Here is a 26,770-nt window from a genome sequence, read left to right on the forward strand (position 1 = left end):
AAGCGTAAGAAACATCAGCCTGAATACCGTCGGCAATGGCGTAAACTGCATATTGGTATAGATGCTGAAACACTGCAAATACGTGCCGTTCAGCTTACGACAAATAATGTCAGTGATTCACAAGTACTAGGTGATTTACTGGATCAAATCCCACCAAATGAGCGAATAGATTCTGTCTATACCGATGGGGCGTACGACACGAAGTGCTGCAGGCACTGTTGCAAATAACGACTAATGGTAAGCTGAAGGGCACTGTTGCAAATAACCACGAATGGTAAGCTGAAGACTGTTCTAGCTAAAGGTGCAGTATATGAATCCTTTCCATGGTCGGCATTTTCAGGGCGAAATCATTCTTTGGGCTGTGCGCTGGTATTGTAAATATGGCATTAGCTATCGTGAACTGCAGGAAATGCTGGCCGAACGTGGTGTGAATGTTGATCACACGACGATTTATCGTTGGGTTCAACGTTATGCTCCTGAAATAGAAAAACGTTTACGCTGGTATTGGCGTAATCCTACAGGTCTGAGCTCGTGGCATATTGATGAAACCTATGTAAAAGTGAATGGACGATGGTCTTATCTGTATCGTGCAGTCGATCAACGTGGCGATACCATTGATTTTTATCTTTCTTCTAGACGTAATACCAAATCAGCATATTGTTTTCTTGGAAAAATTTTAAATAATGTGAAGAAGTGGCAAATTCCACAAGTGATCAACACGGATAAAGCGCCCACATATGGACGTGCTTTATCACGGTTAAAACGGGAAGGTAAATGTCCACCAGACCTTGAGCACAGGCAGATTAAGTATAAAAATAACGTGATTGAATGTGATCATGGTAAGCTAAAGCGGATCATCAGGGCCACGTTAGGATTCAAATCTATGAAGACGGCTTATGCCACAATTAAAGGTATTGAAGTCATGCGTGCACTACGTAAAGGCCAAGCATCGTCATTTTATTATGGTCAGCCTCAGGGTGAAGTCTATCTGGTGAATAGAGTTTTCGGTCTCTAAGCACTTTTTAAAGGGAACATCATCGACTCAAATTTCTATTTGCAACAGTGCCGGGCAATCTAACAGCCTGACTCCGACCTGCTTGAAAAACTTTAGCAATTTTCATTTTTATTCTCCCAGCATGGTATGTGCCATTGGTATATCATGCCATTATTGTCCGAGTAGTTATTGATGCCACGACAATAATTCATACAAAAACCCCAATCTGGTTTTATTGGGATTTTTTATATAATTAGGTAATTGATTTTTAATTAAAAATTAAAATATGTTATTCCCAAGTAGAAATGTCTATGCGATAAACCATTTAAAATGTCCTGTTTTTAACTGCAAGAGTCAAGCACAGGATTTAAATTTCTTTGTTCAATAACCGCTTTCTGAGCTTTACGACTCGGCATACTTTTCTTGAGACGGGAACGTTTATTTTGTTTTTCCAACTCTTCATGCTGTTGCTGGATATGCGCCAGAACCGAGCCTAATCTTTTATTCTCAACCACTTCATTCTGCTGTAGTCCAGCCAGTTTATTGAAGACACTATAGTTGATCTTCCGTCCTTCATGCATGATCGCCACAGTGCCATCCGGGTACTCCAGAAATGAAATGTATTGCCCAACAAGCTTATGATTCAGCTCTGTCGGTTCAAGCAGATAAATACACTTGTCATAGGTAATCGTCAGGTTCTTGGTGACCTTACGCGGTTCCTGCCAGGTGAATATATCCTCCAGCTCAGCATCAGACTCTGTTAGCGGACGATGTAAGTTCTTTGAATTTCGCGCACACTTGGCGAACTTCTGGTTGAAATGCTCAATAAAGCAGGGTAACCAGGCATTGGCTTCGGCAATTGAACTGATGCCTTCCAGACGCATCTCCTTGATCAAACGGTCTTGAAGGGTTCTATTCGCGCGTTCTACGCGACCTTTAGCCTGTGGTGAGTTGGCAAAGATAATATCAATGTTTAACTCATTCAGAATCCGGCCAAATTGCGTGATCTTGCTGTCCTGGCTCGATTTCTGGTTCACTCGGAAGACCGAATGTTTATCGCTATAAAAGGCCAGAGGCTTACCGTATTGTTCAATGTAGGCTCGGGTTGAAAGCATATAGTCGAAGGTCGTTTCTGCCTCACAGAAGCGCAGATGCAACAGCTTTCCAGTGGCATCATCGATATACACCAATAAACAGCACTTAGCAGCGCGTCCTTCGAACCAGTCATGATATGAGCCATCAATCTGGATCAGCTCACCGAAGCAATCACGGTTATAACGTGGCTGATATGGACGTTTAAGGCGCTTGGATCGCGGAATCCAGAGGTCATTTGCAGTCATCCAGCGCCGAAGCGTTTCTACCGGGATATTCAGGTCAAATATGCTGCTGAGCTTCTCATGGGCCAAGGTAGGTCCAAATCCCAGCAGATGTTCGGAAATAATGGAAAGACATTTTGATTTTAATAAATCATCATGGCGACGATGGCCAGGTTGACCACGGCTGGCATGCGCCATACCTGAAACACCATCTTGATTGAGCTTCTGTAATAACCGGGTAATTTGACGGGTTGAAAGATTAAGGATTTCAGCAGCACGGACTTGTGTAATACGATGATCTCGAACGTCTTGCAGAACAGCAAGACGTTGAATTTCTTTGTCAGACATAGTGATCAGCATCTATATTTCATATCCAGTCCATGATGTTTAAACCATCATAAACTAGACATTTTTATTGGTGAGAATATAGACATTTTGAATGGTGAGTAACATTAAAATTGCGAATAAGAGATTTTATGTTAAATAGCCCTCAACAGAGGGCTATTTTTAATACTAAAAATTACATGCTTTTAAGACATAAGGATTCATATGCTGCACCTTTAGCTAAAACAGTCTTCAGCTTACCATTCGTGGTTATTTGCAATAGTGCCAAATAGATTCATTTTCGATACTCTTACTTCAAAGCCAAAATTTTTCGGGCACCATTAAGTACGAATAAAGAAACCAGTATGCCAATGATTAAGTCTGGATAAGCTGATCCCGTCCACGCCACGAGTACACCGGCAAATATAACGCCCATATTTACGACAACGTCATTCGCCGAGAAAATCCAACTGGCTTTCATATGTGCGCCATCTTCTCGATGACCAGAAATAAGATATAAGCATGTCACGTTAGCTATAAGTGCGAGCAGGCCAATAACAATCATGAGCGTTGATTCTGGCTCGCTTCCAAACATGAATCGTCTAATGACATCAACAATCACGATAACAGCAAGTAATAACTGAATCCAACCTGCGAAATGGGCTGCTTTTATTTGATATTTCGCAGCTTTTCCGACGGCATATAGCGCAATACCATAAACGGCTGCATCGGCAAACATATCTAGAGAATCAGCAATCAATCCTGTAGACGCAGCAATAATACCGCTGATGAATTCTATAAAGAAAAGTAGAGCATTAATACCTAATAACAGTTTAAGTACTTTAGCTTGTCTCACAGGATCAGGTTCATTAGGTATATCGCCTGAAGAAAGCTGTGTTTCATCAAGTTTCGCCCCAAAACCCAGTCCTTCGAGTTTAGCCGTAATTTGCTGAATCCCTTCATTATGGAAGACTTTCAGTTTTCGATTGGGAAGATCAAAAGTAAGACCTTTAACTGCTTCAATATCTGCAAGAGCCATACGGACCATTTGCTCTTCAGCAGAGCAATCCATTTTAGGAATGGTGTAGGTACTTGTTTGCTTAGCCTGTTGATTGCTTATATAAGTTTCAGTCTTCACAAGCTTTGCACCAAAACCCAAAGCTTCAAGTTTGGTGGTTATATTTTCATCTTTTTGATTATGTAGAACCTTTAAAGAACGGTTAGGTAAATCAAAGATGAGTTTTTGAACACCATCAATTGAAGATAGCGCCATACGAACCATCTGTTCTTCCGCAGAACAATCCATTTTGGGAACTAAGTATTCACTCATGTAGTGCGAATCTTTTAAAACGTCTTCAGTGCTTAAATTTTCTTTGGGATCAGAACCATAACAGGATTGAGCGGTATCTTCACAACTGTTTGAAGTGTTACAGCAAGGAGATGAAGATTTTTTTTCTTCCTCTTCACCACAACAGCTAAGCGTATTATCACAATTCTTTGAATTGTTTGCTTCTGCAATTGATGGATGATTTTCTTGTTGAGATTTCTTATCTTCGCATGGTGTTTCTTTACTACATCCACAACCACTCATAATTATACCCATTAAAAAAATTATAAACTTTGAATATTAGAATCCCTATAGTTACTATAGAGTCAAGAATCTTTGGAAATACTAACTCAATGCATTTAAAAATTGGTGAACTCTCTAAAAAAACCTCATGTTCAGTATTAACAATTAGGTTTTATGAAAAGGAAGGTTTAATTCCGGAACCGGAAAGAACGGAAGGAAATTACCGCCTTTACGATGTAGGCTATGTTGAGCGAATTAAATTTATTTTGAATTGCCGAACTTTAAATATGAGTTTGAATGAAATTCGTCAATTACTTACCTATAAAGACAAACCTGAGAAAAATTGTTCAGATGTGAATGAATTAATTGACTTACATGTCAGTGCTATCAGAGAAAATATAATCAAGCAACAAAAGCTTATTGAACAACTATCTGATTTAAGAGGTACTTGTGATGGTTTATGTACAATTGACCAATGTGGAGTTTTAAAAAATCTAGCTTGATTATCTAGACCTATGCTTTTTTCAAAAAATCGGCACTGTTGCAAATAACCACGAATGGTAAGCTGAAGACTGTTTTAGCTAAAGGTGCAGCATATGAATCCTTTCCATGGTCGGCATTTTCAGGGCGAAATCATTCTTTGGGCTGTGCGCTGGTATTGTAAATATGGCATTAGCTATCGTGAACTGCAGGAAATGCTGGCCGAACGGGGTGTGAATGTTGATCACACGAATATTTACCGTTGGGTTCAACGTTATACGAATCTAAAAATGGGAGCCTATAGCTCCCATTTTTATTGTTAAACGTTGAATCCTATATGTTTTCCTGTTGGAAGCTCTACATCAATACGGAGCTTCCCACCCATTGCCTCAACATACTTTTTCATGGTTGAAATCTTAAGATCATTGCCACGATTTTCTATTGCTGAAAGCGATGGCTGTTTTATTCCCAAAGTTTCAGCAAGCTCTTTTTGAGAAATTTCGAGTTCTTCACGAATAAGATGAAGCTGATTTTCTAGCAGTAATTCATCAGCCATTTTTTGAATACGGGCTTGGCTCTCTGGAGAGCGGCTAGCTAACAATTCTTGCAGAGTCTTAGCCATTAGATTTATCTCCTAGGGTAGTGAGATGAAGTTGGTATTGTTCATCTGCAATATCCAGCATGTCTTTATAAAAACGCTTTTTACCGCCTTTATCAGCAATACATAGAACAATAGCCTGTCGTAAGGGATCAAATGCGAAGAAAGCTCTTAAGGGTCTACCGCGATGTTGAACACGCAGTTCTTTCATATTGGTAAATTTAGACTCATACACAGTATCTACTAAAGGACGGCCTAAACTCGGTCCCTGCTGCTGTAGAACAACCAGGGCAGCTAGGACCTTCTCTTGTGTAGGTTCATCTTGCTGTTCAAGCCACTGATTAAATAGATCTGTCGTAATGACTGTCCACATACCACAACCAAAATATAGATTATAGTCTATATTTTAGGGGCATTATGTTTGTTTTGCAAATGAGAAAGGATAGGCAATAAAAAACCCCAGCATCCTGCCGGGGTTTCTCATATTGGGTTGCTAGGTATGACTCCTGTCTTACCTCACGCTCCTGGTGCGATCTTTCTTATTCTTGTTGTTTGGAACATCCTGTTCTCTATGACTTCATCATAGGAAAATTCACCTATCCTGGATAGCCGCAAAGGGCCGAGTTTTATGTGAGCCAAAGCGTACAAAATAGCCTAAATTTTATCCACAAAAAATGTGGATAATTTTGGACATTGAGGCATTGATAAAATTTTAAAAATCGCAAAATCGACTACTTTTTAAACAAATTTATTGGCAAGAACTATCAAAACTGCTCATAAATAAGCCGACTTGTTTCAAAATCGGCTTTTTTATGGTTTTTAGATTTTTATGGTTTGAATAAGTATATGATATTTATATTAATATACAAGTATTGTTATTCCCAAGTAGAAATGTCCTACCTAATAACCAAATAGAAATGTCCTATATGGACATTTCCAAGTCAAGCACAGGATTCAGATTTCGTTGTTGAATTGCTGTTTTCTGTGCACGTCTGCTTGGCATCTTTTGAGAACGATTGCGTTTGTTTTGTTGTTCCAGTTCTTCATGCTGTTGTTGGATATGATTCAGAACAGCACCCAACCGTTTATTCTCAACAATCTCTCGCTGGTTGAGCTGACTTAATTTATCGAAGATGCTGTAATTGATCTTCCGGCCTTCATGCATGATGGCTACAGTACCATCCGGGTATTCTAGAAACTCAAGATATTTACCAATCAGCCTCTGGTTTTCTTCTGTACTCTCCAGGAGATATACACATTTATCATAAGTAATGGTCAGGCTATTGGTGACTCTACGTGGCTCTCGCCAGGTAAAAATATCATCTAATTGCTCAGCTGTTTCGGTGGCAGAGCGGTGTAAGTTCTTAGGATTAAAGGCCATCTTTGCAAACTTGAGATTGAACTGCTCAATAAAGCAGGGTAACCACTTATTCGCATCTGCAATCGAACTGATACCTTCCAGGCGCATCTCCTTAATCAGACGGTCCTGAAGGGTTCTGTTGGCCCGTTCCACCCGTCCTTTGGCCTGAGGGGAGTTAGCGAAGATGATATCGATATTGAGGGTACTGAGTACGCGTCCAAACTGGGTAATCTTGCTGTCTTTCTTGCTGCTTTGATTCACCCTAAAGACTGAATGTTTGTCGCTGTAAAACGCTAAAGGCTTACCATGCTGTTCAACATACAAGCGTGTCGAAATCATATAGTCAAAGGCTGATTCTGATTCACAGAAGCGTAAATGCTGCAATTTGCCTGTGGCATCATCGATAAAGACTAGCAGACAGCATTTAGCGGCTCTTCCTTCAAACCAGTCATGGTGTGAGCCATCGATTTGTACCAGTTCACCATAACAATCTTGGTTATATCGAGGCTGATATGGGCGTTTCAGGCGCTTGGAGCGAGGAATCCATAAATCGGCTGCAATCATCCAGCAACGCAGGGTTTCCACTGAAAGATCGAATCCATGAACGGTAGTGAGCTTTTCATGCGCTAAAGTGGGTCCGAAACCATGGAGTTGATCCGAAACAATATTGAGGCACTTGAGTCTGAGTTCTTCAGGAAGTTTGCAGTTGCTGGTTTGGCCACGACCAGCATGGGCTAATGCAGCTGGGCCTTGAGCTTTGTATTTCTGCAGTAAGCGTCTGATCTGACGTTCTGAAATATGAAGTAGCTGAGCAGCCTGGGACTGAGTTATGCGTTGATCGCAGATTTCCTGCAAGACCGACAATCGTTTAAGTTCTTTATCCGACATAGACACCAACATATCAAACCGTCCGCTTCAATAATCGCAAAAGTGCATATTCTAAAAGCGGACATTTTTACTTTGGAGAAACCGGACATTTCTATTTTGGGCTTACACAAGTTGTTAGAACCCATTCAAAATGTCTATATTCTCACCAATAAAAATGTCTAGTTTATGATGGCTTAAACATCATGGACTGGATATGAAATATAGATGCTGATCACTATGTCTGACAAAGAAATTCAACGTCTTGCTGTTCTGCAAGACGTTCGAGATCATCGTATTACCCAGGTCCGTGCTGCTGAAATCCTTAATCTTTCTACCCGTCAAATTACCCGGTTATTGCAGAAGCTTAATCAAGATGGGGTTTCAGGGGCACTGTTGCAAATAGGCTGACATGATAAGCTAAATATCTTATTTATTTCGAGATACAGCAGATGAATCCCTTCCACGGTCGGCACTTTCAAGGTGAAATCATTCTTTGGGCTGTTCGTTGGTATTGTAAATATGGCATCAGCTATCGTGAACTTCAGGAAATGTTGGCCGAACGTGGTGTGAATGTCGATCACACCACGATTTATCGCTGGGTTCAGCGTTATGCTCCAGAAATGGAAAAACGTTTACGTTGGTATTGGCGTAATCCTACAGATCGACATTTATGGCATCTGGATGAAACTTACGTAAAAGTGAATGGCAAATGGGCATATCTATACCGTGCAGTTGACCAACGTGGCCATACTCTTGATTTCTATCTTTCTGCTAGACGAAATACCCATTCAGCTTATTGTTTTCTTGGTAAGATTTTGAATCATGTCAAAAAATGGCAGATTCCACGAGTCATAAACACTGATAAGGCTCATACCTATGGCCGTGCTTTGTCGCGACTAAAACAGGAAGGAAAGTGTCCTGAAGACCTGGAGCATCGACAGATTAAATACAAGAATAACGTGATTGAATGTGATCATGGCAAGCTCAAACGGATCATCAAGGCTACGTTGGGATTCAAGTCTATGAAAACGGCTTATGCCACAATTAAAGGTATTGAGGTTATGCGTGCTCTACGCAAAGGACAAGCTTCATTATTTTATAACGGTAATATTCTAGGAGAAGTTTGGCTAGTAAATAGAGTTTTCGGTCTCTAAGCTTTTTTGAAGGGAAAATCATCGACTCAGATCCCTATTTGCAACAGTGCCGTTAAGGCTATCTGTCGTAACAAATAGCCTTAACCATCTACTTGCAGTTAAGCAATTTGAGCACCTAGTGCTGGGAATACATCTGTAAACAACAGACCAATCAATTGTTGTCCAGTAGGAGTAGACCAGTCTTGCGCGATTTCAGCCATGAGCGTATTAGTAGCTGTGAGTACAACGCCTGCATCGTGCATACGCTGACGAGAAAACTCTTCTGACAAATCACTTGGTGAGCCAGAAGCATCCATCACAGCTTGCACAGAAAAACCTTCAGTTGCAGCATCTATTGCTGGAAAAATAAGGCAGACATCTGTAGTAACACCCGCCATAATTAGATTTTTGCGACCTGTTGCAACCACTGCATCATGGAATTCTTTATAGGCCCAAGCATTAACTACACCTGGACGCTTAACACGAGCTTCATAAGCTTCAGGTAAAATCTCTGCGATTTCTGGCAGAATTGGTCCTTGAGCATTCTCTTCTTGGCTAGAGGTAATAACTACCGGCATGCCAAGAATCTTAGCCATCTTAGCCAATGCAATTGACTGCTTAGCAGCAAGTTCCTTGTCTATATTTTTGATCAGTTGCATCGTACCAACTTGATGATCAATAAGTAGTAATGCTGAATTTTCAGCAGTAAAGTATTGGTTAGTCATAGTAAATTCCTTCTTTGGATTGGATTAAGCAAATAGCGGAGGTCCGCTGAACAATACGATATGGGCATTGCCTTGTATGGCTTTAAACGTCATATCGCGAGAAACTTTTTGGGCTGGGAATACTGGAAGTTTAAGACTCTCTGGATTAAATTCTTGACCTTCTACTTCAAACATTCCCGCTATAGGCATGGCAAACATGTTGTGACCAATAGCAATTGGTACAGTGATCTCAGCACCATCTTGTAGTGAAATATCGAGCATCGTCACTTCAGTTGGTGGGTTCATTGGGGAATGAACATCACCATAACTACCTAATGGCACACGTACTTTTGCGTTTGATAGGTGAATTACAGGGACATCTTGAGCCTCAAGAATTAATGGAAAAGGCTCAATTTGACTGTTAGATTCAGAGAGATCTACAAAAAATTGTAATCCATGGACAGTTTTTCCAACCTCAGCAGGAACTTCTTCGTGTGATACACCACGACCTGCCGTGGTCCAATGTAGTCCCCCTGCCTGAATGAGATTCTGGGTCCCAATGGAGTCACGATTCGCCATTCCTGTTTCAGAATCTTCTAACAAGTAAGAGACAGCTGACATGCCCTGATGACGGTGAGGAGGGAAAGTCGGAGCATTCATCCAATAGTGATCGACACCAAGGATTGGAGAAATAAGCGATTCTTGCGTACGTAATCCATAGCCATGAAATTGACGACCATGGTTAGCGCGTTGAACTTGAGCGATAACAATAGACATAATTGCAGCCTTTAAATTTCAGTAGATGTATTTAAAGTTGGATAATCGACATAACCTTGTGCATCACCACCGTAATATGTCGTATTATCCGCTTCATTCATTGGTAAATTCTGTTGCAGACGACTTACAAAGTCAGGGTTCGCGAGGATCATTTGTCCATAAGACTCTAGATCTGCTAAACCTGATTCGATATCTGTTCCGATGTTTTCGCGCGGACGTCCAGGGCGGTTAATGATTAATGCCTGTGTCCATATTTGACGTATATCTTGCAAAAGTTCTTCATTGCCAAGATGCATAACATGTAAATATACGAGTCCTAGTTTATTAAGCTCTTTCACGAGATAACGATATAATTCAGGGCCTTCTTGACCTTCATCAATTCCCCAAAGCAGCGCGCCTGGAGAAAGACGAATCGCGGTTTTATCGGCACCAATTTCTTCTACAATGGCAGTTGCTACTTCAATGGCAAATCGAGCGCGATTCTCAATAGACCCACCATATTCATCAGTACGAGTGTTTGCACTTGGTGCAAAAAATTGTTGAATCAGGTAGGCATTGGCACCATGAATTTCCACACCATCAGCACCTGCTTCAATCGCACAACGGGCAGCATGTCTAAAATCTTGAACAGTCTGTTTGATTTCTTCCGTTGTCAGAGCACAAGGAACTGGAATTTCTTGCATTCCAGTTGGTGTGAATGTACCTGTCCCTGGAGCAATTGATGAAGGTGCTACAGCTTGACGATGATGCGGAGTATTATCTGGGTGTGACATACGACCAGCATGCATCAGTTGAATGAAAATATGGCCACCTTTAGCATGGATTGCATCAGTAATTTTTTTCCAGCCCGCAATATGTGAATCTGTATAAATACCAGGTGTTGCTAAATAGCCCTGGCCATCTTCAGAGGGTTGTGCGCCTTCTGCAATGATTAATCCAACACTTGCACGTTGAGTATAGTATTCGGTTGCTAATTCGCCAGGTGTCCCATCAAACTGAGCACGTGATCGTGTCATTGGTGCCATAGCTAGTCGATTTGCTAATTGATACTGACCGATACGAATAGGTTTAAATATTTGATTCATGATTCATTGTCCAATAAATTGATTTAGATAATTTGATGTAACTTAGTCTGATTTTCTTAGATACGAACTTGACCGCCATCTGCTGCAATCGTTTGACCTGTAACAAAGCCTGAGTCTGTAGAGCATAAGAATGAAACCACTCCAACGATGTCCTGTGGTTCAATCATTCGAGGAATTGCTTGCTGTTTTGGTAAGTACTCAAAAATATCTGCGTTAATTCCATGCATAGTTTTGGTATTGGTTAAACCAGGTGCAATCGCGTTAACGTTTATGCCAAAAGCACCTACTTCACTAGCCAACGCACGAGTAAAACCAATCACACCACCTTTGCTTGCGATATAAGCTGTCATCTCTGTCGCATTCAGCCAAAATGTTGTACTTGCTACATTTACAATTCTGCCAAAATGATTATTTTTCATGACAGGAACAAATGCTTTGCTCATCAGAAATGCGCCATCTAAGTTGACAGAAATCACTTTTTTCCATGTTTCATAATCGGTATCTTCAAATGATTTCCATGGATAAATTCCAGCATTGTTCACTAATGCGGCAACAGGAGGCATATTAGCTGCAACCTCAGTTGCAAATTTTTGAGTGGACTCTGGTGAGGTGACATCAACAATAGCGGAGAAAAATTTACGTCCTTCTGCTGCAACAAGTTGACGAGTTGCGGCTGCATCTACAACGTCTGCAACAGCAATATCGAAACCATCGGCAGCTAATCGTTGAGCATAAGCTTGACCAATACCATTTGCTGCACCAGTGATGACAGCAGTTCCTTTAGACATGTCACTATTCCTTATTAAAAGTTAAATATGCCAGTAAGTAGAAATAGTATTAACGAGTTAGCCTTTGGGATAAATATGGTAAAATGGAAATCATTAATCCATTAATGGGATAATTCGGATGGAATTTCTTAATGATATGGCGTTGTTCGTAGAAGTTTGCAAAGTGATGAGTTTTAGAAAAGCTGCGGATAACTTGAATATGCCAAGTTCAACATTATCAAGAAGAATTAGTCATTTAGAAAAAGAAATAGGTTTACGATTGCTCCATCGGACAACACGGAAAGTGGAGCTAACAGAAGCAGGCCAAGTCTATTTTGAGCGTTGTAAACGAATTGTAAGTGAAGCGCTACTGGCTCATGAACAGCTTGGAGAAATGCTATCTAAACCCAGTGGATTGCTACGTATTTCTTTACCAGTTGATTTTGGAGCAATGATTTTGGCTCCACTACTAACAGAATTCGCAGAACTTTATCCTGGCATTAACTTTGAAATTGATTTGACCTCTAAACTGGTTGATCTAGTTGCACAGAATATTGATGTAGCTATTCGAATGGGGAATCCACCAGGTTCAAATTTAATCGGCCATAAATTAATGCAATTTCGAGGACAACTTTATGCATCCGCAGATTATTTAGAAAAACATGGACACCCTAATCATCCTAACGATTTAGCACATCATCAATGTCTGAGCTTTCCTAACAATTTAGTGTGGAAATTGAATCATAAAAATGAAGCTGTAGAAGTTAAGATTAGTGGACGATTCATGCTGAATAGTGTTGGTATGATGCGAAAATTGTCAATTCTGGGCCAGGGAATTATTTTTACACCTCATGAGATAGTTCATGATGATGTTAATAAGGGGTTATTAGTACCAATTCTTACTGAATGGCAGGGCGATTTTTTACCTGTTTATGCACTGACAGAAACTCGTTTACTTCCTGCAAAAGTTCGAGTTTTTATTGATTTTTTACGAGAAAAATTAATGAATTTTACAAGTCACTCTGGCTTTGTTGCATAAAGTTTTGAAAGATAGAGCGATCCTAATTGAGCCAAATTCAAGTGACAACTTGGGTGTGAGGGCGCCCCAATTCTGTGAATTTGTTCAAGACGGCTACGCGTGCATGAATCTCATTCACCTGACTAGGAAAACTCCTTGCTGGGGTCATCAATACAGATAAAGCAGCGACCTATGGCCATGCTTTATCACGGTTAAAGCTGACTTTTTCAACCTGGTTTTTTGATTAGAAATTAAAGCTTTCTCTAAAGATTCATTAAATTTTTTGCAGAAATCATCCAAAATACAAAATACAAAATACAAAATAATTCGGTAATATGATCCATTGAGAAGCCTTGTTTTATAACATTTTGTCTTGAGAACCAATATGTTACAAAAACAGGCACTGTTGCAAATAACCACGAATGGTAAGCTGAAGACTGTTTTAGCTAAAGGTGCAGCATATGAATCCTTTCCATGGTCGGCATTTTCAGGGCGAAATCATTCTTTGGGCTGTGCGCTGGTATTGTAAATATGGCATTAGCTATCGTGAACTGCAGGAAATGCTGGCCGAACGGGGTGTGAATGTTGATCACACGACTATTTACCGTTGGGTTCAACGTTATGCTCCTGAAATAGAAAAACGTTTACGCTGGTATTGGCGTAATCCTACAGATCTGAGCTCGTGGCATATTGATGAAACCTATGTAAAAGTGAATGGACGATGGTCTTATCTGTATCGTGCAGTCGATCAACGTGGCGATACCATTGATTTTTATCTTTCTTCTAGACGTAATACCAAATCAGCATATTGTTTTCTTGGAAAAATTTTAAATAATGTGAAGAAGTGGCAAATTCCACAAGTGATCAACACGGATAAAGCACCCACATATGGACGTGCTTTATCACGGTTAAAACGGGAAGGTAAATGTCCACCAGACCTTGAGCACAGGCAGATTAAGTATAAAAATAACGTGATTGAATGTGATCATGGCAAGCTAAAGCGGATCATCAGGGCCACATTAGGATTCAAATCTATGAAGACGGCTTATGCCACAATTAAAGGTATTGAAGTCATGCGTGCACTACGTAAAGGCCAAGCATCGTCATTTTATTATGGTCAGCCTCAGGGTGAAGTGTGTCTAATCAACAGGGTTTTCGGTCTCTAAGTACTTTTTAAAGGGAACATCATCGACTCAAATCTCTATTTGCAACAGTGCCATACGAAATGCGTTTGTTATAATTCTCTTGAAAATTCAAAGCTGTAGTTCCTTTTTTGCCCAACCTCCCCAAGGTGGGCTTTTTTGTTGATTTTTATGTTCCACGATTAATACTTTTCCCATGTTTCACGATTTTGATTAGCTCCTCTGCTTAATCTATATTTAACTCCTTGCTTACTTTTTAAAGGAGGGAGAGGAATAGGAAAAAGTCTTCATTTAGTACCGGATGATATAAGTAACTGAATATATAGAGAATCCTAAAAATTACATTTGAGAATTAATATAATCTTTTAAATAGTCTTTTAAATGCTCAAGAAAATGTGCTACTCGAGGTGAATGCTCCAATCTGTCTGCATATACAGCGTAAATATCAGCAGGTAAAGTTTCATATTCTTTTAAAATTTGTACTAATCTTCCACTTTTTAAATACTTTAAGACATCCCATTCTGCCCTCATTAGTATTCCATGACCATCAAGAGCCCAGTCTAGTGTCACCTGCCCATCATTACTACTAAGTTTTCCACGAACTTTAACTGTTTCTTCCTTATCACCTTTAGAAAAACGCCAATTGGCATAAGCCCCATCATTTTGTCTCAATACGATACATTGATGAGTCGTAAGGTCTCGTGGATTTAAAGGAGTTCCAGCTGCATTTAAATAAAACGGTGAGGCACATACTAGCCTTTTATTTGCTGCGATTCGTTTTGCTATTAATCTTGAATCTGGGATTTGCCCAAAATGAATAGAAACATCAATAGTATCACTAGGGAGATGAACTGGACGATCTGTTAAATGAAGCTGTACCTCAATCTCAGGGAATTTTTTTATAAAAGATGAAACGGCTGCTGCTATATATTTACGACCGAAACCAAAAGGCGCATTTACTCGTAATAACCCTTTAGGTGAAGTACGGCTACTTGCAACCAGTTGTTCCATATCATTAATTTCTTTCAATATACGCACAGCATTTTCATAATAAATTTCTCCTTCAGGCGTCAAACTTATACGTCTTGTGGTTCTATTTAAGAGCCGAATACCCAAACGTTCTTCTAAATGACTGAGCCTACGTGAAACTGCAGGGGGTGTCAGATTTAGTTCTCTGGCTGTTGCCACTAAGCTACCTTGCTTTATTAGTAAACAAAAGAAAGCTAATTCATTATCTGTTTGCATGATTAGTAAAATTTTTGCAATAGTGTTTTAACTTTATATCGATTTATTCATTTTGCAAACACTCTATTATTTTTTCAGACATTACTCCCTACATAAGCCAATGATTTAGGAAAGCTGAATTTATAAGCAAAAATTAGTTATATAAGGAATATAACTAACTGGGGAGGAGAGCAGAGACATCAGGTTAATCAAGTACCGCTGTATAGGAAACGGTTAACCGATAGATGTAAATATATGGAGATGCGGATGGATATGGAAATTGAAAAAAGGACGCTCAAGAAAATTACTTGGCGTATCGTTCCTTTCATCATGATTTTGTACTTAATTGCCTACATAGATCGAGTCAATATTGGCTTTGCTGCATTAACTATGAAAGAAGATTTAGGCTTTACCGCTTCAGTCTTAGGATTTGGTGCAGGAATTTTCTTTCTTGGTTACTTTTTATTTGAAGTACCTTCAAATGTCATTCTACACAAAGTTGGAGCACGTATCTGGATTGCTCGTGTAATGCTTACTTGGGGCTTAATAGCCGGTGGTATGGCCTTTGTTGATAGCACAACCAGTTTTTATGTCATGCGGTTTTTATTAGGGGTAGCAGAAGCCGGCTTTTTCCCTGGGATTATTCTCTATTTATCATACTGGTTCCCTGCCCGTCATCGAGCCGGCGTAATAGCTATGTTTATGGCTGCTGCCCCAATAGCTGTTGCGATTGGTTCACCTATTTCCGCTGCATTGCTCCAAATGGATGGTATTTGGGGATTCGCAGGTTGGCAATGGATGTTCCTAATTGAAGCTATACCTGCTGTTATCTTAGGTATTGTCGTATTTTTCTATATGACTGATAGACCAGAAAAAGCGAAATGGTTAAAAGAAGATGAACGTAACTGGCTCGTTAAAACAATGCAGGATGAAGATGTTGGAAAGAATAATAATCAGCATCATAGCATTCTTCGTGGTCTGTTAAATCCTCGCGTTTTAGCATTAGCACTTGTGTATTTTGGCACCTCGGCTGGTCTATATACATTAAGTATTTGGGCACCACAAATCATTAAAGACTTGGGTGTGTCATCTATGACAGTTGGCTTAGTGAATGCTATTCCACCAATTATTTCTGTAGTCGCAATGGTGCTTTGGTCTAGACATTCGGATCGAACAGGTGAGCGTACTTGGCATGTAGCTATAGCGTGCATGCTTGCAGCCATTGGCTTAGTAATTGCGGCTAGCACTCACAATATGGTTGGTCTAATTGCAGCACTCACAATTGTCAATGTTGGGATTAGCTGTTCTAAACCGCCTCTTTGGAGTATGCCTACATTATTTTTATCAGGTACTGCTGCAGCTACAGGAATTGCAACAATTAACTCTATTGGAAATTTAGGCGGCTTTGCGGGACCTGTAATGATTGGTTGGGTTAAGGATCAAACAGGAAGCTATGCAGGCGGTCTCTACTTTGTGGCTGGATTACTCGTACTTTCTACCGTATTAACGTTAATTCTCAGCATGACGAACAAACCAAAAGTGAGTGTGTCTAAGGTCTTAGAGAATTAATTTCAAACTATTCAGATGTTTAATGAGGAACACAACATGGATAAGAATATTGCAGTCGAGTCTTTGACTGATACCATGGCGAAATTTACTGCATATATTGGTAAGCGTTTACCAAAAGATGTTAAGCGTAAATTGATTGAGCTGCGGACCTTAGAAACAAATCCATTGGCAAAGTCAATTTATGATTCAATGGATGAGAACCAAGAAGCTGCGGACCGACTAAACCGCCCAAGTTGTCAAGATACAGGTGTCATCCAATATTTTGTTGAAGCAGGAGCTAATTTTCCACTTTTAGGTGAATTACAAGACATTCTAAGAGAAGCAACTGAAGAGGCAACCCGTTCTGGTCCTTTACGACACAATGCTGTAGAAACTTTCGATGAAAAAAATACAGGAACTAATACCGGAACTCAAATTCCTTGGCTGGATTGGCGAATCGTACCTGATTCAGATACTTGCACGATAGACGTATACATGGCAGGCGGAGGATGTACTTTGCCTGGTGCAGCTAAAGTTCTAATGCCAGGCCAAGGTTATGAAGGTGTAGCCGAATTTGTTATGGATGTCATTACTGAACGCGGAGTCAATGCATGTCCACCGCTTTTGGTTGGTGTAGGAGTTTCGACCTCTGTAGAAACAGCAGCTCGTCTTTCGAAACTGGCAATTATGCGTCCTGTAGATTCTAAAAGTGACAATGCTCGAGCCGCACTTATGGAAGATCTGTTAGAACAAGGTTTGAATGAAATTGGGATTGGACCACAAGGGTTGACTGGAAATAATAGTGTTATGGGGGTGAATATTGAGTCCTCAGCACGTCATCCCTCAACGATCGGTGTGGCAGTAAATACAGGATGTTGGGCTCATCGACGTGGAAAAATCAAGATTAATCCAGATATGTCATATGAAATTTTATCTCACGAAGGAGTTGTACTGTGAAGAAAATTTTAACCACTCCACTCAGAGATGAAGACTTAGAAGATTTGAAAATTGGAGACGTTGTCTATTTGACGGGCCGTCTAGTGACATGTCGCGATGTTGCTCATCGTCGCTTAATTGAGCAAGGACGAGAACTGCCTGTCAACCTCGAAGGTGGTGCTATCTTCCACGCTGGTCCAATTGTCCGAAAAATAGAGGATGGGAAATATGAAATGGTTTCTATTGGTCCAACAACAAGTATGCGTATGGAAAAGTTTGAGCGTGAGTTTATCCAAAAAACAGGCGTAAAACTGATTGTTGGTAAAGGTGGCATGGGCCCAGAAACAGCTGCAGGCTGCAAAGAGCATAAAGCTGTACATGCTATTTTCCCAGGTGGTTGTGCAGTTTTAGCAGCCACTAAAGTTGAGGAAATCGAAGGGGCAGAGTGGTTAGATTTAGGCATGCCGGAAACACTTTGGATAAATCGAGTTAAAGTGTTTGGTCCTTTAATTATTTCAATTGATACTAAAGGAAATAATTTAATCCAACAAAATAAAGTTAATTTCCAAGAAAAGAAACAACCGGTACTTGATCGTATCAGTAAGCAATTAAGTTTTATTAAATAAGACTTTAATTAGAGATAACACACTCAGTTGGAGTGTGTTATCTGCAAATATCTTTCATAAAAATAATAATTCATGAACTCAATATGTAGCTATGTAGAGCTGAGTTTATAGAGTTTCAAAAACAGGATTTAAGATTTTAAATTTATTTGACGAGATGGACAATGGAAACAAATAGTTCTGTATTAACAAGGCCGTTATATATTCCGTATGCTGGAAATATGCTTTTGGAGCTTCCTTTATTAAATAAAGGCTCTGCTTTCACTCTTCACGAGCGTCGTAAATTTAACTTATTTGGCTTAATTCCTGATGCTATTGAAACCATTGATGAGCAAAGTCATCGCTCGTATCAACAGTATTCTGCGTTCAACACAGAAATCAATAAGCATATCTATTTACGCAATATTCAAGACACGAATGAAACACTTTTTTATCACTTAATTGGTAATCATTTAACTGAAATGATGCCAATTATTTATACCCCAACAGTGGGTGAAGCCTGTCAGCGTTTTTCTGATATTTATCGTCGTCATCGTGGAATCTTCATTTCATATCCTGATCGTGATCATATTGATGAAATCCTACACAACGTAAACCGTCGCAATGTTAAAATCATTGTGATTACGGATGGTGAGCGTATTCTTGGTCTAGGAGATCAAGGAATAGGTGGAATGGGCATACCGATAGGTAAACTATCATTGTATACAGCGTGCGGTGGAATCAGTCCTGCATATACACTACCAATTACACTTGATGTAGGAACTAATAATCAGCAATTAATTAATGATCCCCTATATATGGGATATCGGCAGCCACGTATTTCAGGTGAAGAATACTATAATTTTGTAGATAGGGTGATCCAAGCAATTCAGCGAAGATGGCCTAACGTATTAATTCAATTTGAGGATTTTGCACAAAAGAATGCAATGCCTCTTCTAGAAAAATATCGTGACAAGATTTGCTGTTTTAATGACGATATTCAAGGTACCGCTGCAGTAACAATAGGTAGTTTAATTGCGGCTTCACGTGCTACAAAAAAACAATTAAAAGATCAAATCATTGCATTCCTTGGAGCAGGATCGGCTGGCTGTGGTATAGCAGAACGAATTGTCTCTCAAATGGTGAGAGAGGGTTTAAGTGAAGCAGAAGCACGTAAACGTATATTCATGGTTGACCGCTATGGTTTAATTACAGAAAATCAGCCTAATCTCTTAGATTTTCAGTATAAACTTGTACAAAAACTGGATAATACTCCTCTTTGGGAAAATAAGAGTGATGCTATTTCTCTATTAGATGTAGTAAAGCATGCGAAGCCGACAGTATTAATTGGTGTATCAGGGCAGCCAGGTCTCTTCACAAAAGATGTTATTGAAGCTTTAGTGGAGAATACTGAATATCCGATAGTATTCCCATTGTCTAATCCAACATGCCGAGCTGAAGCTGTACCTTCAGATATTATTGAATGGACCAAAGGTAAGGCACTTATTGCAACAGGAAGTCCATTTGCCCCTGTTCTATATCAAGACCGAATCTATAATATTTCACAATGTAATAATTCTTATATTTTCCCGGGTATAGGACTCGGCGTTATTGCTTCTGGAGCAAGAAGGGTGACAGAAAATATGCTAATGGCAGCAGCAAATGCTTTGGCTGACTGCTCACCAAAATTACAAAATCCAGAAGCGGATTTATTGCCTGATTTAAGTCAAATACAGCAGATTTCAAAAATTATTGCCTTGAAAGTTGCTCAAGCAGCAATGCATGATGAAATAGCATCGAAAATGAGCTTAATTGAGTTAGAACAAAAAATTGAAGATAACTTCTGGAAACCCGAGTATAGAACTTATAGTCGTATCGTTTAATTGATAAGAGTTAGTTGGTGAATATCAAGTTTATGAAATCATTTCTTATAAACTTTTTAGGAGATCTTCAGATCAGGAGCTGTTGGTGACATTGTAATATTGCTTAGAAAACAACCAGTAATAACTATTATTTTGGCATTCAGAAATATTCTGCGAATGATGAGTCAGCCTGAATGATGGAAAAGCGAAAGGAAATGCGTTGCTGTGTTTGATATTGACTATAAATTACTCACGATCTTTTATTATATCTATAAATTTAAGAGCGTATCACTGGCTGGCGAGCATCTGAATATGGGCCAGCCAACGGTAAGCAATCTGCTTAATAAAGTCCGTCAACATTATAATGACCCTTTGTTTTTGAGAATTGGCAATGAAATGCTGCCAACGGAATTGTCAAAACAGCTTTTTCCACTGGTAAGTGAAGCTCTAAGCAATGTCGAAGCAATTAATAATTTTAGTATTGATTTTGATCAAACAACTTCACAGCAACAGTTTACATTAGCTATGACTGATGTTTCGCACTTGGTATTTTTGCCTAAAATTTCTCAATATATTAAACAGCATGCCTCACGTATACGATTGAATGTACGACCAATTACATCAGAAACCAGTTATCAAATGGCCAATGGTGAAATTGATTTGGCATTTGGCTTTTTACCTAACCTAGAAAATGGTTTTTATCAGCAAAAACTATTTGAACAATATTATGTAGTTATTGCAGCAAAAGACCATCCACGTCTGACAGGCGATTGTTTAACGACTGAAGATTATTTACGCGAAACCCATATTGATATTGATGCAGGCATGGGGCATTACCATATTGAAAATGAATTGCTTAACTTAAATCTCAAGCGTGATATTCTGATGCGTTTGCCGAGTTATCTTGGGGTGGGTCTCGTAGTACAGGAAACAGATGCGATTGCTACAGTTCCTTATTATTTGAGCGAAGTATTGCTATCACGAGGCAACCTGAAGATTTTTGATGCACCGATTATTTTTCCGTCATATTCAGTCAAGCAATATTGGCACATGTCCTGTCATCATAAAATTAGTCATCAATGGCTACGCCATACCTTCTATGAAATTTTAAGAAAATAGCGAACAGATCATTATTTGCAAATTTTTCTTTTGAAAAGAGAAAAGCTACCTTAAAGGTGGCTATTCAGAAGCTGATTTTTTAGCAGTAATTCATCTGCCATTTTTTGAATACGGGCTTGGCCTCTGGAGAGCGACTAGCTAACAATTTTTGTAGAATCTTAGCCATTCGATTTATCTCCTAAGTAGTGAGATGAAGTTGGTATTTTTCATCTGCATGAATAACCACCAAAATTCTAGATATAAGACAAACCTATTCTTAAGATGACTGATTCGAATACAAGATATCTTGCAAGAGTCACTTATCGTATTTTATAAGCTTTAATGTATCTTTAAAGTATACCCTAAAGTAACACTTTAAAAGTTCGTAAAACCATGTACCATTTAAATGATTTTTAATCATAAGTAACATGTAACTTTGATATTAAAGATTTATAATTTACAAAATTGTTCATTTTTATCCAATTGGGGCGAGAAAGAGTGAAAGGCCAAAAAGTAGGTTATGTGCGAGTGAGTTCGGTCGAGCAAAATACTGGGCGTCAACTTGAGGGGATTGAAGTCGACCGGATTTTTGTTGACCGTGCTTCGGGTAAAAATACTGACCGACCGAAATTTCAAGAAATGTTGAACTATGTCCGGGAAGGGGACAGGGTGATAGTACATTCCATGGATCGTTTTGCGCGAAGCTTAAAAGATTTGGTCACTGAAGTAGATAAACTGGTCAAACGAGGGATTTCCATCCAGTTTGTAAAAGAAAATATTACTTTTACAGCCGAATCCACCCCGATGGATAATTTGATGCTTCAAATGATGGGTGCTTTTGCACAGTTCGAACGTGAGATCATTTTAGAGCGGCAAAAGGAAGGAATAAAACTCGCCTCTGCTCAGGGGAAGTACAAAGGTCGGGTGCATAAACTAAAGCCTGACCAAGCTGAAGCTTTACGAGAAGCATGGAAGGAGGGGAAGTATCCATCGAAAATGGCATTAGGGAAAGCTTTTGGGATTAGTCGTCAGGCGGTATACCGATATTTACAAGTTAGTGAATAGCTTATTGGGATTAGCAACTAAATTTAGTTTAACTTATAAAAATCATGAAACACTGTTCGAATTTTAAGCGTGGAACATGAATAATCAATAAAAAGCCGCTCTGGTGCCCTATATTCCAGAACGGCTTGCTTTAATATAATGATATTTAAAGAGAAATATCAAGCATTACGTATAAGGTGTATTATGTTGATTTTAGAAAATCTTAATCTTTAACTAACATAATCTTCAGTTGATATCACTTGAGCATATGCAAATTCAAAAGCGGCCATTAATGTTGCATGGACATGACCAGCAGGTACTTTAACGCCATTAAATTCCAAGTCTAGTGTTGCACAAGCATCATGAATAACTTTTACCTTATAACCAAAATCAGAAGCAGCACGAACAGCAGCATCAACACACATATGGCTCATAGCACCAATCACGACTAACTCAGTCACTTGATTGCTATCTAAAATTTCTTTGAGATTCGTGTTTAAGAACGCATTGATGTGATTTTTAATGATCACAGATTCATCTTCTTGCGGCTTAACTGTGTCCTGAAATTCAATACCATTTGAGCTAGGTTCAAATATAGGAGATTCAGCATCAGCAATATGTTGGACATGAATCACTTGAGTACCCTGTTTACGGGCCTTCGCAATTACTTTCACTGCATTAGCAGCAGCTTGTTCAATATTTACCAATGGTAATTTACCTGTAGGTAGATATTCATTTTGTAAGTCGATAACTAATAAAGCTGATTTTGACATATCTATTCCTTTACTTAACTAATATTTGTTTTGTTCTGCTTAGGATTTTAAAGAAGTGGAAGTATTCCACTTCTTTAAGTTTCTTTAGAAAGAAAGCGTTTCACCATCAATAGGAATTAAAACCTTATCTTGAATCCCTTTGTCTTTTACGTACTCTGCAAGCTCAGCACGTGTTACTGACATGTGGTTAATTGCATCCATGTGAACAGCAACCACTTTAGTATTTGGTGCTTTCTGAGTTGCACGATAAGTATCTTCTTTGCCCATAATAATGGATTCTTTAAAGCCATCAACCAAGGCGTTACCTGTATTCAAGACAATCACATCAGGTTTAAATGTTTGAATCGCTTGATCAACTTCAGAACGCCAGATGGTATCTCCTGCCACATAAACAGTTTCATGGCCAGCAGCTTCAAATACCACACCCATTGCTTCACCTAATCCAGCTTTAAGCTTAGGAATACGGTACATGGCATCAGTACCGTGTTGACCACCAGTTTTAGTGAGCTTAATCCCTTCAAAGGTCGCTTGAGTTAATACACGAACATCTTTGAAGCCTTGTGACTGAATGATTTTCTGGTCTTCTTTATTCTGTACAAACAACGGCATGTTTTTCGGAATAGTCGCTTGTGCTGCATCATCCCAATGATCTAAATGGGTATGGGTCACGATTACCGCATCTACACCTTCTAAAATCGTTTCGGGCTTGATAGGCAAATCGACTAATGGGTTCCGTAAATAGCTACGATGAGTATCAGGAAAACCTTCATAGAATCCTTTTTTAGCAAACATTGGGTCAATTAAAAAAGTCGTATCAGCATAGGTTACTTTAATCGTTGCATTGCGAATTTCTTGTATATGCGTAACTTTAGAAGTATCTCGCTGAACCACCTTATCATTCGCATATAAATGGACTGAAGCCATTGCCAGAGAGAGTGCAATAACAGAGCTACTTAAAATTTTATTCATGTTCCAGATCCAATCATTTAGTCATACTCGAATCATGATAGGAAAAATTAAGCAATAAAATTGTCTTTAAGGACAATCATCGAAACTATTGGGACAACATGCTATATTTATTATTTTAGAGAGGTAGACCGAATGGCTATACCAGTGATTGGATTGTTCGTTTATCCCAATATAAATCCATTTCACTTCTCTATCCCCCATATCATTTTCAATATCAGGATTGAAGATAAACGCTTATTTGATCTGAAAATTTTTTCTATAGATGGCCAACCCGTAAAAACAGAACAGTCTATGATGATTATCCCTGATGGGGGGATCGAACTCATTAAAGAGTCGGATCTTATTATTATTCCTGGATGGGATGATTTTAATCATGAGCCTGAAGAAGTACTTATCAATGCCCTAAATTGTGCATATCAGACTGGAATTAGAATTGTAGGGTTATGCTATGGAACTTATGCATTGGCATATGCAGGGCTGCTTGACCATAAAAAAGCAGCTACGCACTGGATGGCTGAACAAGATTTTAGTGAACGATTTCCACAGGTTCAGCTTGATAATGACGCCCTGTATGTAGAGGACCAAAGGATCGTAACCTCTGCTGGAACAGGCGCAGCGTTAGACTGCTGCTTGTACTTGGTACGTGAAATCTATAATGCACGAATTGCGAATAAAGTCTCTAGAGTAATGGTGATCCCGCCTCACCGTGAAGGTGGGCAAGCTCAGTTTATTGAACAGCCAGTCGCAGAATCGAGCCAAGATGCACAAATTAATGTATTACTTGATTTTTTAAGAAAGAATTTAGCTTTACAACATAATATTGAAAGCCTCGCTGAACGGACACATATGACACGCAGGACGTTCACACGGCATTTTAAGAAAGCGACAGGCATGACCCTAGTCGATTGGCTGAATACTGAAAGAATCAGATTAAGTTGTGAACTTTTAGAAACGACAAACTTGTCTATCGAAAAGATAACCGAGCTTTCAGGTTTTAATAATACCGTGTCATTTAGAAAAAATTTTCGTGAAAAATATGGCACCAGCCCTCAGGCATGGAGAAAAGCTTTTGGGATCATTAATGAAAATAATCCACCCATTTAACATAATGGATATTATACGAAATCAGTCTGTAAGCCCAAAATAGAAATGTCCGGTTTCTCCAAAGTAAAAATGTCCGCTTTTAGAATATGCACTTTTGCGATTATTGAAGCGGACGGTTTGATATGTTGGTGTCTATGTCGGATAAAGAACTTAAACGATTGTCGGTCTTGCAGGAAATCTGCGATCAACGCATAACTCAATCCCAGGCTGCTCAGCTACTTCTACTTCATATTTCAGAATGTCAGGTCAGACGCTTACTGCAGAAATACAAAGTTCAAGGTCCAGCTGCATTAGCCCATACGGGTCGTGGCCAAACCAGCAATTCCAGGCTTTCTGAAGAACTCAGACTCAAGTGCCTCAATATTGTTTCTGATCAACTGCATGGTTTCGGACCAACCTTGGCGCATGAAAAGCTTATTCAACAGGAGTTATGGTTCATTCTGACCAAGGCAGTCAGTACTGTAGTCGTGCTTTTAGAGCACTATTATTGACGAATAACTGTATTCAAAGTATGTCACGCAGTCTTGCGCAGTACACTGCTCATGTTGGGACAATGCAGTGACTGAAAGCTTCTTTCATACATTGAAAGGTCATGTAATCCATGGCGTGTGTTTGCCACTCGAAAAGAAGCGAATGCTGTCTTGTTTGACTATATCGAGATTTATTACAATCGAATCAGAAGACATTCTGCAAATGGCTGGTTAAGTCCTGAAGCCTTTGAACAAAAATATTGTAAGAATTTAGAGGGATCGACTGTCCACAATACTGTCTAGGATCAGATAAAGGATTCTGCATCTGAAAAAGGCCTTTAGCTTAATTCTGAGCTTCGACTAATGACAAAATATAAGACTTCTACCTCTGAAAATTATAAAAAATCAATTGTTTTGATCTTTAAAGAATGAGGATATAGTATTTGTGAAATTACTTAGCTGCTTAAAACTTAATTCTAATTGGTTAATAGGTGAAAAATGAAATTAGCAGAAGCTCTCTTACTTCGAAGTGATCAACAAAAAAAAATTATTTCACTAAAACAACGTATCAATGCAAATGTATTGGTACAAGATGGTGATAAACCATCTGAAGATCCTAATGAACTATTAAAACAAGTATTTTCTTTAATTCAAGAATTTCAAAAATTAAGTTATGCAATTCATGAAACTAATGCTTTAACAAAATTAAATGATGGTCGTTCTCTACTTGCTTTATTGTCTTTGCGTGATGAATTTGTAGAACAGCACAAAACCCTAACTGCAGCAATAAGTAATACATCTCGTGAATCTGATCGTTATAGTACGCGGGAAATAAAGTGGCATAAAGTTATTCCAGTTTCATCATTACAAAAACAAGCTGATGATATTAGTCTTAAATTACGTGATTTAAATGTGTTAATTCAGTCGAATAATTGGAAAATTGATTTGATTGAAGCCTAATAGTCCTTTAGATATAATCAAGTTGAACATACTGGGCGAGTACAA

At 39.1% G+C, this 26,770-nt stretch carries 25 protein-coding genes and 6 pseudogenes; 18 read left to right on the top strand and 13 right to left on the bottom strand.

Features of this window, described 5'->3' with window-relative positions; genetic code table 11:
- Together CWI32_RS14555 and CWI32_RS14560 are read left to right on the top strand one after the other, a co-directional pair.
- Window positions 1–213, top strand: a pseudogene (locus tag CWI32_RS14555) (transposase); the annotation flags it as partial.
- A gap of 97 nt (window positions 214–310) precedes the next feature.
- On the top strand, window positions 311–1,015 hold the full coding sequence (locus tag CWI32_RS14560; RefSeq protein WP_001067786.1) for an IS6-like element IS1006 family transposase: 705 nt from the start codon (window positions 311–313) through the stop codon (window positions 1,013–1,015).
- Window positions 1,016–1,335: 320 nt separating this feature from the next.
- Here the strand turns inward: CWI32_RS14560 and CWI32_RS14565 are convergent, their stop codons facing one another.
- Window positions 1,336–2,670, bottom strand: a complete 1,335-nt coding sequence (locus CWI32_RS14565; protein WP_015060273.1) for an ISNCY family transposase — start codon at window positions 2,668–2,670, stop codon at window positions 1,336–1,338.
- Between the two features lie 274 nt (window positions 2,671–2,944).
- On the bottom strand, window positions 2,945–4,225 hold the full coding sequence (locus CWI32_RS14570; RefSeq protein WP_004668302.1) for a cation efflux transmembrane domain-containing protein: 1,281 nt from the start codon (window positions 4,223–4,225) through the stop codon (window positions 2,945–2,947).
- Window positions 4,226–4,314: 89 nt separating this feature from the next.
- On the opposite strand from CWI32_RS14570, the gene cadR reads away from it, so the two are divergent.
- Together cadR and CWI32_RS14580 are read left to right on the top strand one after the other, a co-directional pair.
- On the top strand, window positions 4,315–4,707 hold the full coding sequence (cadR, locus tag CWI32_RS14575) for a Cd(II)/Pb(II)-responsive transcriptional regulator (protein WP_000550240.1): 393 nt from the start codon (window positions 4,315–4,317) through the stop codon (window positions 4,705–4,707).
- Between the two features lie 93 nt (window positions 4,708–4,800).
- Window positions 4,801–4,962: pseudogene (locus CWI32_RS14580) on the top strand (IS6 family transposase); the annotation flags it as partial.
- A 41-nt stretch (window positions 4,963–5,003) separates the two neighbouring features.
- Here the strand turns inward: CWI32_RS14580 and CWI32_RS14585 are convergent.
- From CWI32_RS14585 to CWI32_RS14600, 3 genes are all read right to left on the bottom strand, one after another.
- The gene (locus tag CWI32_RS14585) at window positions 5,004–5,306 is read right to left on the bottom strand and encodes a helix-turn-helix domain-containing protein (RefSeq protein ID WP_001140620.1); all 303 of its coding nucleotides are present in this window, start codon (window positions 5,304–5,306) and stop codon (window positions 5,004–5,006) included.
- The gene (locus CWI32_RS14590; protein ID WP_004668307.1) at window positions 5,299–5,655 is read right to left on the bottom strand and encodes a type II toxin-antitoxin system RelE/ParE family toxin; all 357 of its coding nucleotides are present in this window, start codon (window positions 5,653–5,655) and stop codon (window positions 5,299–5,301) included. Before CWI32_RS14590 ends, CWI32_RS14585 begins: the two co-directional genes overlap by 8 nt.
- A 549-nt stretch (window positions 5,656–6,204) precedes the next feature.
- On the bottom strand, window positions 6,205–7,530 hold the full coding sequence (locus CWI32_RS14600) for an ISNCY family transposase (protein WP_100535617.1): 1,326 nt from the start codon (window positions 7,528–7,530) through the stop codon (window positions 6,205–6,207).
- A gap of 204 nt (window positions 7,531–7,734) precedes the next feature.
- Here CWI32_RS14600 and CWI32_RS14610 point away from each other — a divergent pair.
- Together CWI32_RS14610 and CWI32_RS14615 are read left to right on the top strand one after the other, a co-directional pair.
- Window positions 7,735–7,896: pseudogene (locus CWI32_RS14610) on the top strand (helix-turn-helix domain-containing protein); the annotation flags it as partial.
- Between the two features lie 62 nt (window positions 7,897–7,958).
- Entirely contained in the window at window positions 7,959–8,663 is a 705-nt protein-coding gene (locus tag CWI32_RS14615) for an IS6-like element IS1007 family transposase (RefSeq protein WP_001067794.1), read from the top strand.
- 98 nt (window positions 8,664–8,761) lie between these two features.
- Here CWI32_RS14615 and CWI32_RS14620 read toward each other — a convergent pair whose 3' ends face one another.
- From CWI32_RS14620 to CWI32_RS14635, 4 genes are read right to left on the bottom strand one after another with little or no spacing between them, the layout of a single operon-like run.
- Entirely contained in the window at window positions 8,762–9,367 is a 606-nt protein-coding gene (locus CWI32_RS14620) for an isochorismatase family protein (protein WP_100535619.1), read from the bottom strand.
- Between the two features lie 24 nt (window positions 9,368–9,391).
- Window positions 9,392–10,123: a pirin family protein gene (locus CWI32_RS14625; protein WP_100535620.1), complete on the bottom strand. Its 732-nt coding sequence runs from the start codon at window positions 10,121–10,123 to the stop codon at window positions 9,392–9,394.
- A gap of 11 nt (window positions 10,124–10,134) precedes the next feature.
- Entirely contained in the window at window positions 10,135–11,208 is a 1,074-nt protein-coding gene (locus tag CWI32_RS14630) for an alkene reductase (RefSeq protein WP_100535621.1), read from the bottom strand.
- Window positions 11,209–11,264: 56 nt separating this feature from the next.
- Window positions 11,265–11,996: an SDR family NAD(P)-dependent oxidoreductase gene (locus tag CWI32_RS14635; protein WP_100535622.1), complete on the bottom strand. Its 732-nt coding sequence runs from the start codon at window positions 11,994–11,996 to the stop codon at window positions 11,265–11,267.
- A 118-nt stretch (window positions 11,997–12,114) separates the two neighbouring features.
- On the opposite strand from CWI32_RS14635, the gene CWI32_RS14640 reads away from it, so the two are divergent.
- Entirely contained in the window at window positions 12,115–13,014 is a 900-nt protein-coding gene (locus CWI32_RS14640) for a LysR family transcriptional regulator (protein WP_100535623.1), read from the top strand.
- Window positions 13,015–13,051: 37 nt separating this feature from the next.
- On the opposite strand, the pseudogene CWI32_RS14645 reads toward CWI32_RS14640, so the two are convergent.
- Window positions 13,052–13,153, bottom strand: a pseudogene (locus tag CWI32_RS14645) (IS5/IS1182 family transposase); the annotation flags it as partial.
- Window positions 13,154–13,454: 301 nt separating this feature from the next.
- Between CWI32_RS14645 and CWI32_RS14655 the strand changes: the two are divergent.
- Window positions 13,455–14,159 carry an IS6-like element IS1006 family transposase gene (locus tag CWI32_RS14655; protein WP_001067784.1) on the top strand — a complete coding sequence of 235 codons (705 nt, stop codon included), beginning with the start codon at window positions 13,455–13,457 and terminating at the stop codon, window positions 14,157–14,159.
- A gap of 315 nt (window positions 14,160–14,474) precedes the next feature.
- On the opposite strand, the gene CWI32_RS14660 is transcribed toward CWI32_RS14655, so the two are convergent.
- A complete protein-coding gene (locus CWI32_RS14660) occupies window positions 14,475–15,380 on the bottom strand; it encodes a LysR family transcriptional regulator (protein ID WP_100535624.1) in 906 nt (301 codons plus the stop codon).
- Between the two features lie 246 nt (window positions 15,381–15,626).
- Between CWI32_RS14660 and CWI32_RS14665 the strand changes: the two genes are divergently transcribed.
- The 6 genes from CWI32_RS14665 to CWI32_RS14690 all read left to right on the top strand — a co-directional run bounded on the left by CWI32_RS14665 (window position 15,627) and on the right by CWI32_RS14690 (window position 22,470).
- Window positions 15,627–16,928, top strand: coding sequence for an MFS transporter (locus CWI32_RS14665; protein WP_100535631.1), 1,302 nt, complete (start codon window positions 15,627–15,629; stop codon window positions 16,926–16,928).
- A 36-nt stretch (window positions 16,929–16,964) separates the two neighbouring features.
- Window positions 16,965–17,864, top strand: coding sequence for a L(+)-tartrate dehydratase subunit alpha (gene ttdA / locus CWI32_RS14670; protein WP_100535625.1), 900 nt, complete (start codon window positions 16,965–16,967; stop codon window positions 17,862–17,864).
- Window positions 17,861–18,469 (top strand): L(+)-tartrate dehydratase subunit beta, encoded by a 609-nt coding sequence (gene ttdB / locus CWI32_RS14675; RefSeq protein ID WP_100535626.1) that lies wholly within the window; start codon window positions 17,861–17,863, stop codon window positions 18,467–18,469. The genes ttdA and ttdB overlap by 4 nt, the downstream gene beginning before the upstream one ends.
- A gap of 161 nt (window positions 18,470–18,630) precedes the next feature.
- The gene (locus CWI32_RS14680; protein ID WP_100535627.1) at window positions 18,631–20,328 is read left to right on the top strand and encodes an NAD-dependent malic enzyme; all 1,698 of its coding nucleotides are present in this window, start codon (window positions 18,631–18,633) and stop codon (window positions 20,326–20,328) included.
- A 204-nt stretch (window positions 20,329–20,532) separates the two neighbouring features.
- A complete protein-coding gene (locus CWI32_RS14685) occupies window positions 20,533–21,426 on the top strand; it encodes a LysR family transcriptional regulator (RefSeq protein ID WP_100535628.1) in 894 nt (297 codons plus the stop codon).
- Between the two features lie 477 nt (window positions 21,427–21,903).
- Window positions 21,904–22,470 carry a recombinase family protein gene (locus CWI32_RS14690; protein ID WP_074382660.1) on the top strand — a complete coding sequence of 189 codons (567 nt, stop codon included), beginning with the start codon at window positions 21,904–21,906 and terminating at the stop codon, window positions 22,468–22,470.
- A gap of 209 nt (window positions 22,471–22,679) precedes the next feature.
- Here the strand turns inward: CWI32_RS14690 and CWI32_RS14695 are convergent, their stop codons facing one another.
- Together CWI32_RS14695 and CWI32_RS14700 are read right to left on the bottom strand one after the other, a co-directional pair.
- Complete coding sequence (locus CWI32_RS14695; RefSeq protein WP_005176773.1) at window positions 22,680–23,222, bottom strand: cysteine hydrolase family protein; 543 nt, start codon at window positions 23,220–23,222, stop codon at window positions 22,680–22,682.
- A gap of 84 nt (window positions 23,223–23,306) precedes the next feature.
- Window positions 23,307–24,191 carry an MBL fold metallo-hydrolase gene (locus tag CWI32_RS14700; protein WP_074382659.1) on the bottom strand — a complete coding sequence of 295 codons (885 nt, stop codon included), beginning with the start codon at window positions 24,189–24,191 and terminating at the stop codon, window positions 23,307–23,309.
- 132 nt (window positions 24,192–24,323) lie between these two features.
- Between CWI32_RS14700 and CWI32_RS14705 the strand changes: the two genes are divergently transcribed.
- The 4 genes and pseudogenes from CWI32_RS14705 to CWI32_RS14725 all read left to right on the top strand — a co-directional run bounded on the left by CWI32_RS14705 (window position 24,324) and on the right by CWI32_RS14725 (window position 26,725).
- Window positions 24,324–25,295 (top strand): GlxA family transcriptional regulator, encoded by a 972-nt coding sequence (locus CWI32_RS14705; protein ID WP_004733159.1) that lies wholly within the window; start codon window positions 24,324–24,326, stop codon window positions 25,293–25,295.
- 134 nt (window positions 25,296–25,429) lie between these two features.
- Window positions 25,430–25,711, top strand: a pseudogene (locus tag CWI32_RS14715) (helix-turn-helix domain-containing protein); the annotation flags it as partial.
- Window positions 25,705–26,068 (top strand): annotated as a pseudogene (locus CWI32_RS14720) (IS3 family transposase); the annotation flags it as partial. The pseudogenes CWI32_RS14715 and CWI32_RS14720, both read left to right, overlap by 7 nt.
- A gap of 195 nt (window positions 26,069–26,263) precedes the next feature.
- The gene (locus tag CWI32_RS14725; protein ID WP_004733111.1) at window positions 26,264–26,725 is read left to right on the top strand and encodes a DIP1984 family protein; all 462 of its coding nucleotides are present in this window, start codon (window positions 26,264–26,266) and stop codon (window positions 26,723–26,725) included.
- Window positions 26,726–26,770: the final 45 nt, after the last annotated feature.

The sequence above is a fragment of the Acinetobacter pseudolwoffii genome (assembly GCF_002803605.1).
Lineage (GTDB): Bacteria > Pseudomonadota > Gammaproteobacteria > Pseudomonadales > Moraxellaceae > Acinetobacter > Acinetobacter pseudolwoffii.

What these genes read in the sequence shown, in the direction of transcription:
- CWI32_RS14585 (WP_001140620.1), bottom strand. Translation starts at nt 5,306, where the DNA reads ATGGCTAAGACTCTGCAAGAATTGTTAGCTAGCCGCTCTCCAGAGAGC.
- CWI32_RS14570 (WP_004668302.1), bottom strand. Translation starts at nt 4,225, where the DNA reads ATGAGTGGTTGTGGATGTAGTAAAGAAACACCATGCGAAGATAAGAAA.
- CWI32_RS14600 (WP_100535617.1), bottom strand. Translation starts at nt 7,530, where the DNA reads ATGTCGGATAAAGAACTTAAACGATTGTCGGTCTTGCAGGAAATCTGC.
- CWI32_RS14680 (WP_100535627.1), top strand. Translation starts at nt 18,631, where the DNA reads ATGGAAACAAATAGTTCTGTATTAACAAGGCCGTTATATATTCCGTAT.
- CWI32_RS14625 (WP_100535620.1), bottom strand. Translation starts at nt 10,123, where the DNA reads ATGTCTATTGTTATCGCTCAAGTTCAACGCGCTAACCATGGTCGTCAA.
- CWI32_RS14620 (WP_100535619.1), bottom strand. Translation starts at nt 9,367, where the DNA reads ATGACTAACCAATACTTTACTGCTGAAAATTCAGCATTACTACTTATT.
- cadR (WP_000550240.1), top strand. Translation starts at nt 4,315, where the DNA reads ATGCATTTAAAAATTGGTGAACTCTCTAAAAAAACCTCATGTTCAGTA.
- CWI32_RS14705 (WP_004733159.1), top strand. Translation starts at nt 24,324, where the DNA reads ATGGCTATACCAGTGATTGGATTGTTCGTTTATCCCAATATAAATCCA.
- ttdA (WP_100535625.1), top strand. Translation starts at nt 16,965, where the DNA reads ATGGATAAGAATATTGCAGTCGAGTCTTTGACTGATACCATGGCGAAA.
- CWI32_RS14700 (WP_074382659.1), bottom strand. Translation starts at nt 24,191, where the DNA reads ATGAATAAAATTTTAAGTAGCTCTGTTATTGCACTCTCTCTGGCAATG.
- CWI32_RS14695 (WP_005176773.1), bottom strand. Translation starts at nt 23,222, where the DNA reads ATGTCAAAATCAGCTTTATTAGTTATCGACTTACAAAATGAATATCTA.
- CWI32_RS14640 (WP_100535623.1), top strand. Translation starts at nt 12,115, where the DNA reads ATGGAATTTCTTAATGATATGGCGTTGTTCGTAGAAGTTTGCAAAGTG.
- CWI32_RS14655 (WP_001067784.1), top strand. Translation starts at nt 13,455, where the DNA reads ATGAATCCTTTCCATGGTCGGCATTTTCAGGGCGAAATCATTCTTTGG.
- CWI32_RS14725 (WP_004733111.1), top strand. Translation starts at nt 26,264, where the DNA reads ATGAAATTAGCAGAAGCTCTCTTACTTCGAAGTGATCAACAAAAAAAA.
- CWI32_RS14630 (WP_100535621.1), bottom strand. Translation starts at nt 11,208, where the DNA reads ATGAATCAAATATTTAAACCTATTCGTATCGGTCAGTATCAATTAGCA.
- CWI32_RS14665 (WP_100535631.1), top strand. Translation starts at nt 15,627, where the DNA reads ATGGATATGGAAATTGAAAAAAGGACGCTCAAGAAAATTACTTGGCGT.
- CWI32_RS14615 (WP_001067794.1), top strand. Translation starts at nt 7,959, where the DNA reads ATGAATCCCTTCCACGGTCGGCACTTTCAAGGTGAAATCATTCTTTGG.
- CWI32_RS14635 (WP_100535622.1), bottom strand. Translation starts at nt 11,996, where the DNA reads ATGTCTAAAGGAACTGCTGTCATCACTGGTGCAGCAAATGGTATTGGT.
- CWI32_RS14590 (WP_004668307.1), bottom strand. Translation starts at nt 5,655, where the DNA reads ATGTGGACAGTCATTACGACAGATCTATTTAATCAGTGGCTTGAACAG.
- CWI32_RS14660 (WP_100535624.1), bottom strand. Translation starts at nt 15,380, where the DNA reads ATGCAAACAGATAATGAATTAGCTTTCTTTTGTTTACTAATAAAGCAA.
- CWI32_RS14560 (WP_001067786.1), top strand. Translation starts at nt 311, where the DNA reads ATGAATCCTTTCCATGGTCGGCATTTTCAGGGCGAAATCATTCTTTGG.
- CWI32_RS14565 (WP_015060273.1), bottom strand. Translation starts at nt 2,670, where the DNA reads ATGCTGATCACTATGTCTGACAAAGAAATTCAACGTCTTGCTGTTCTG.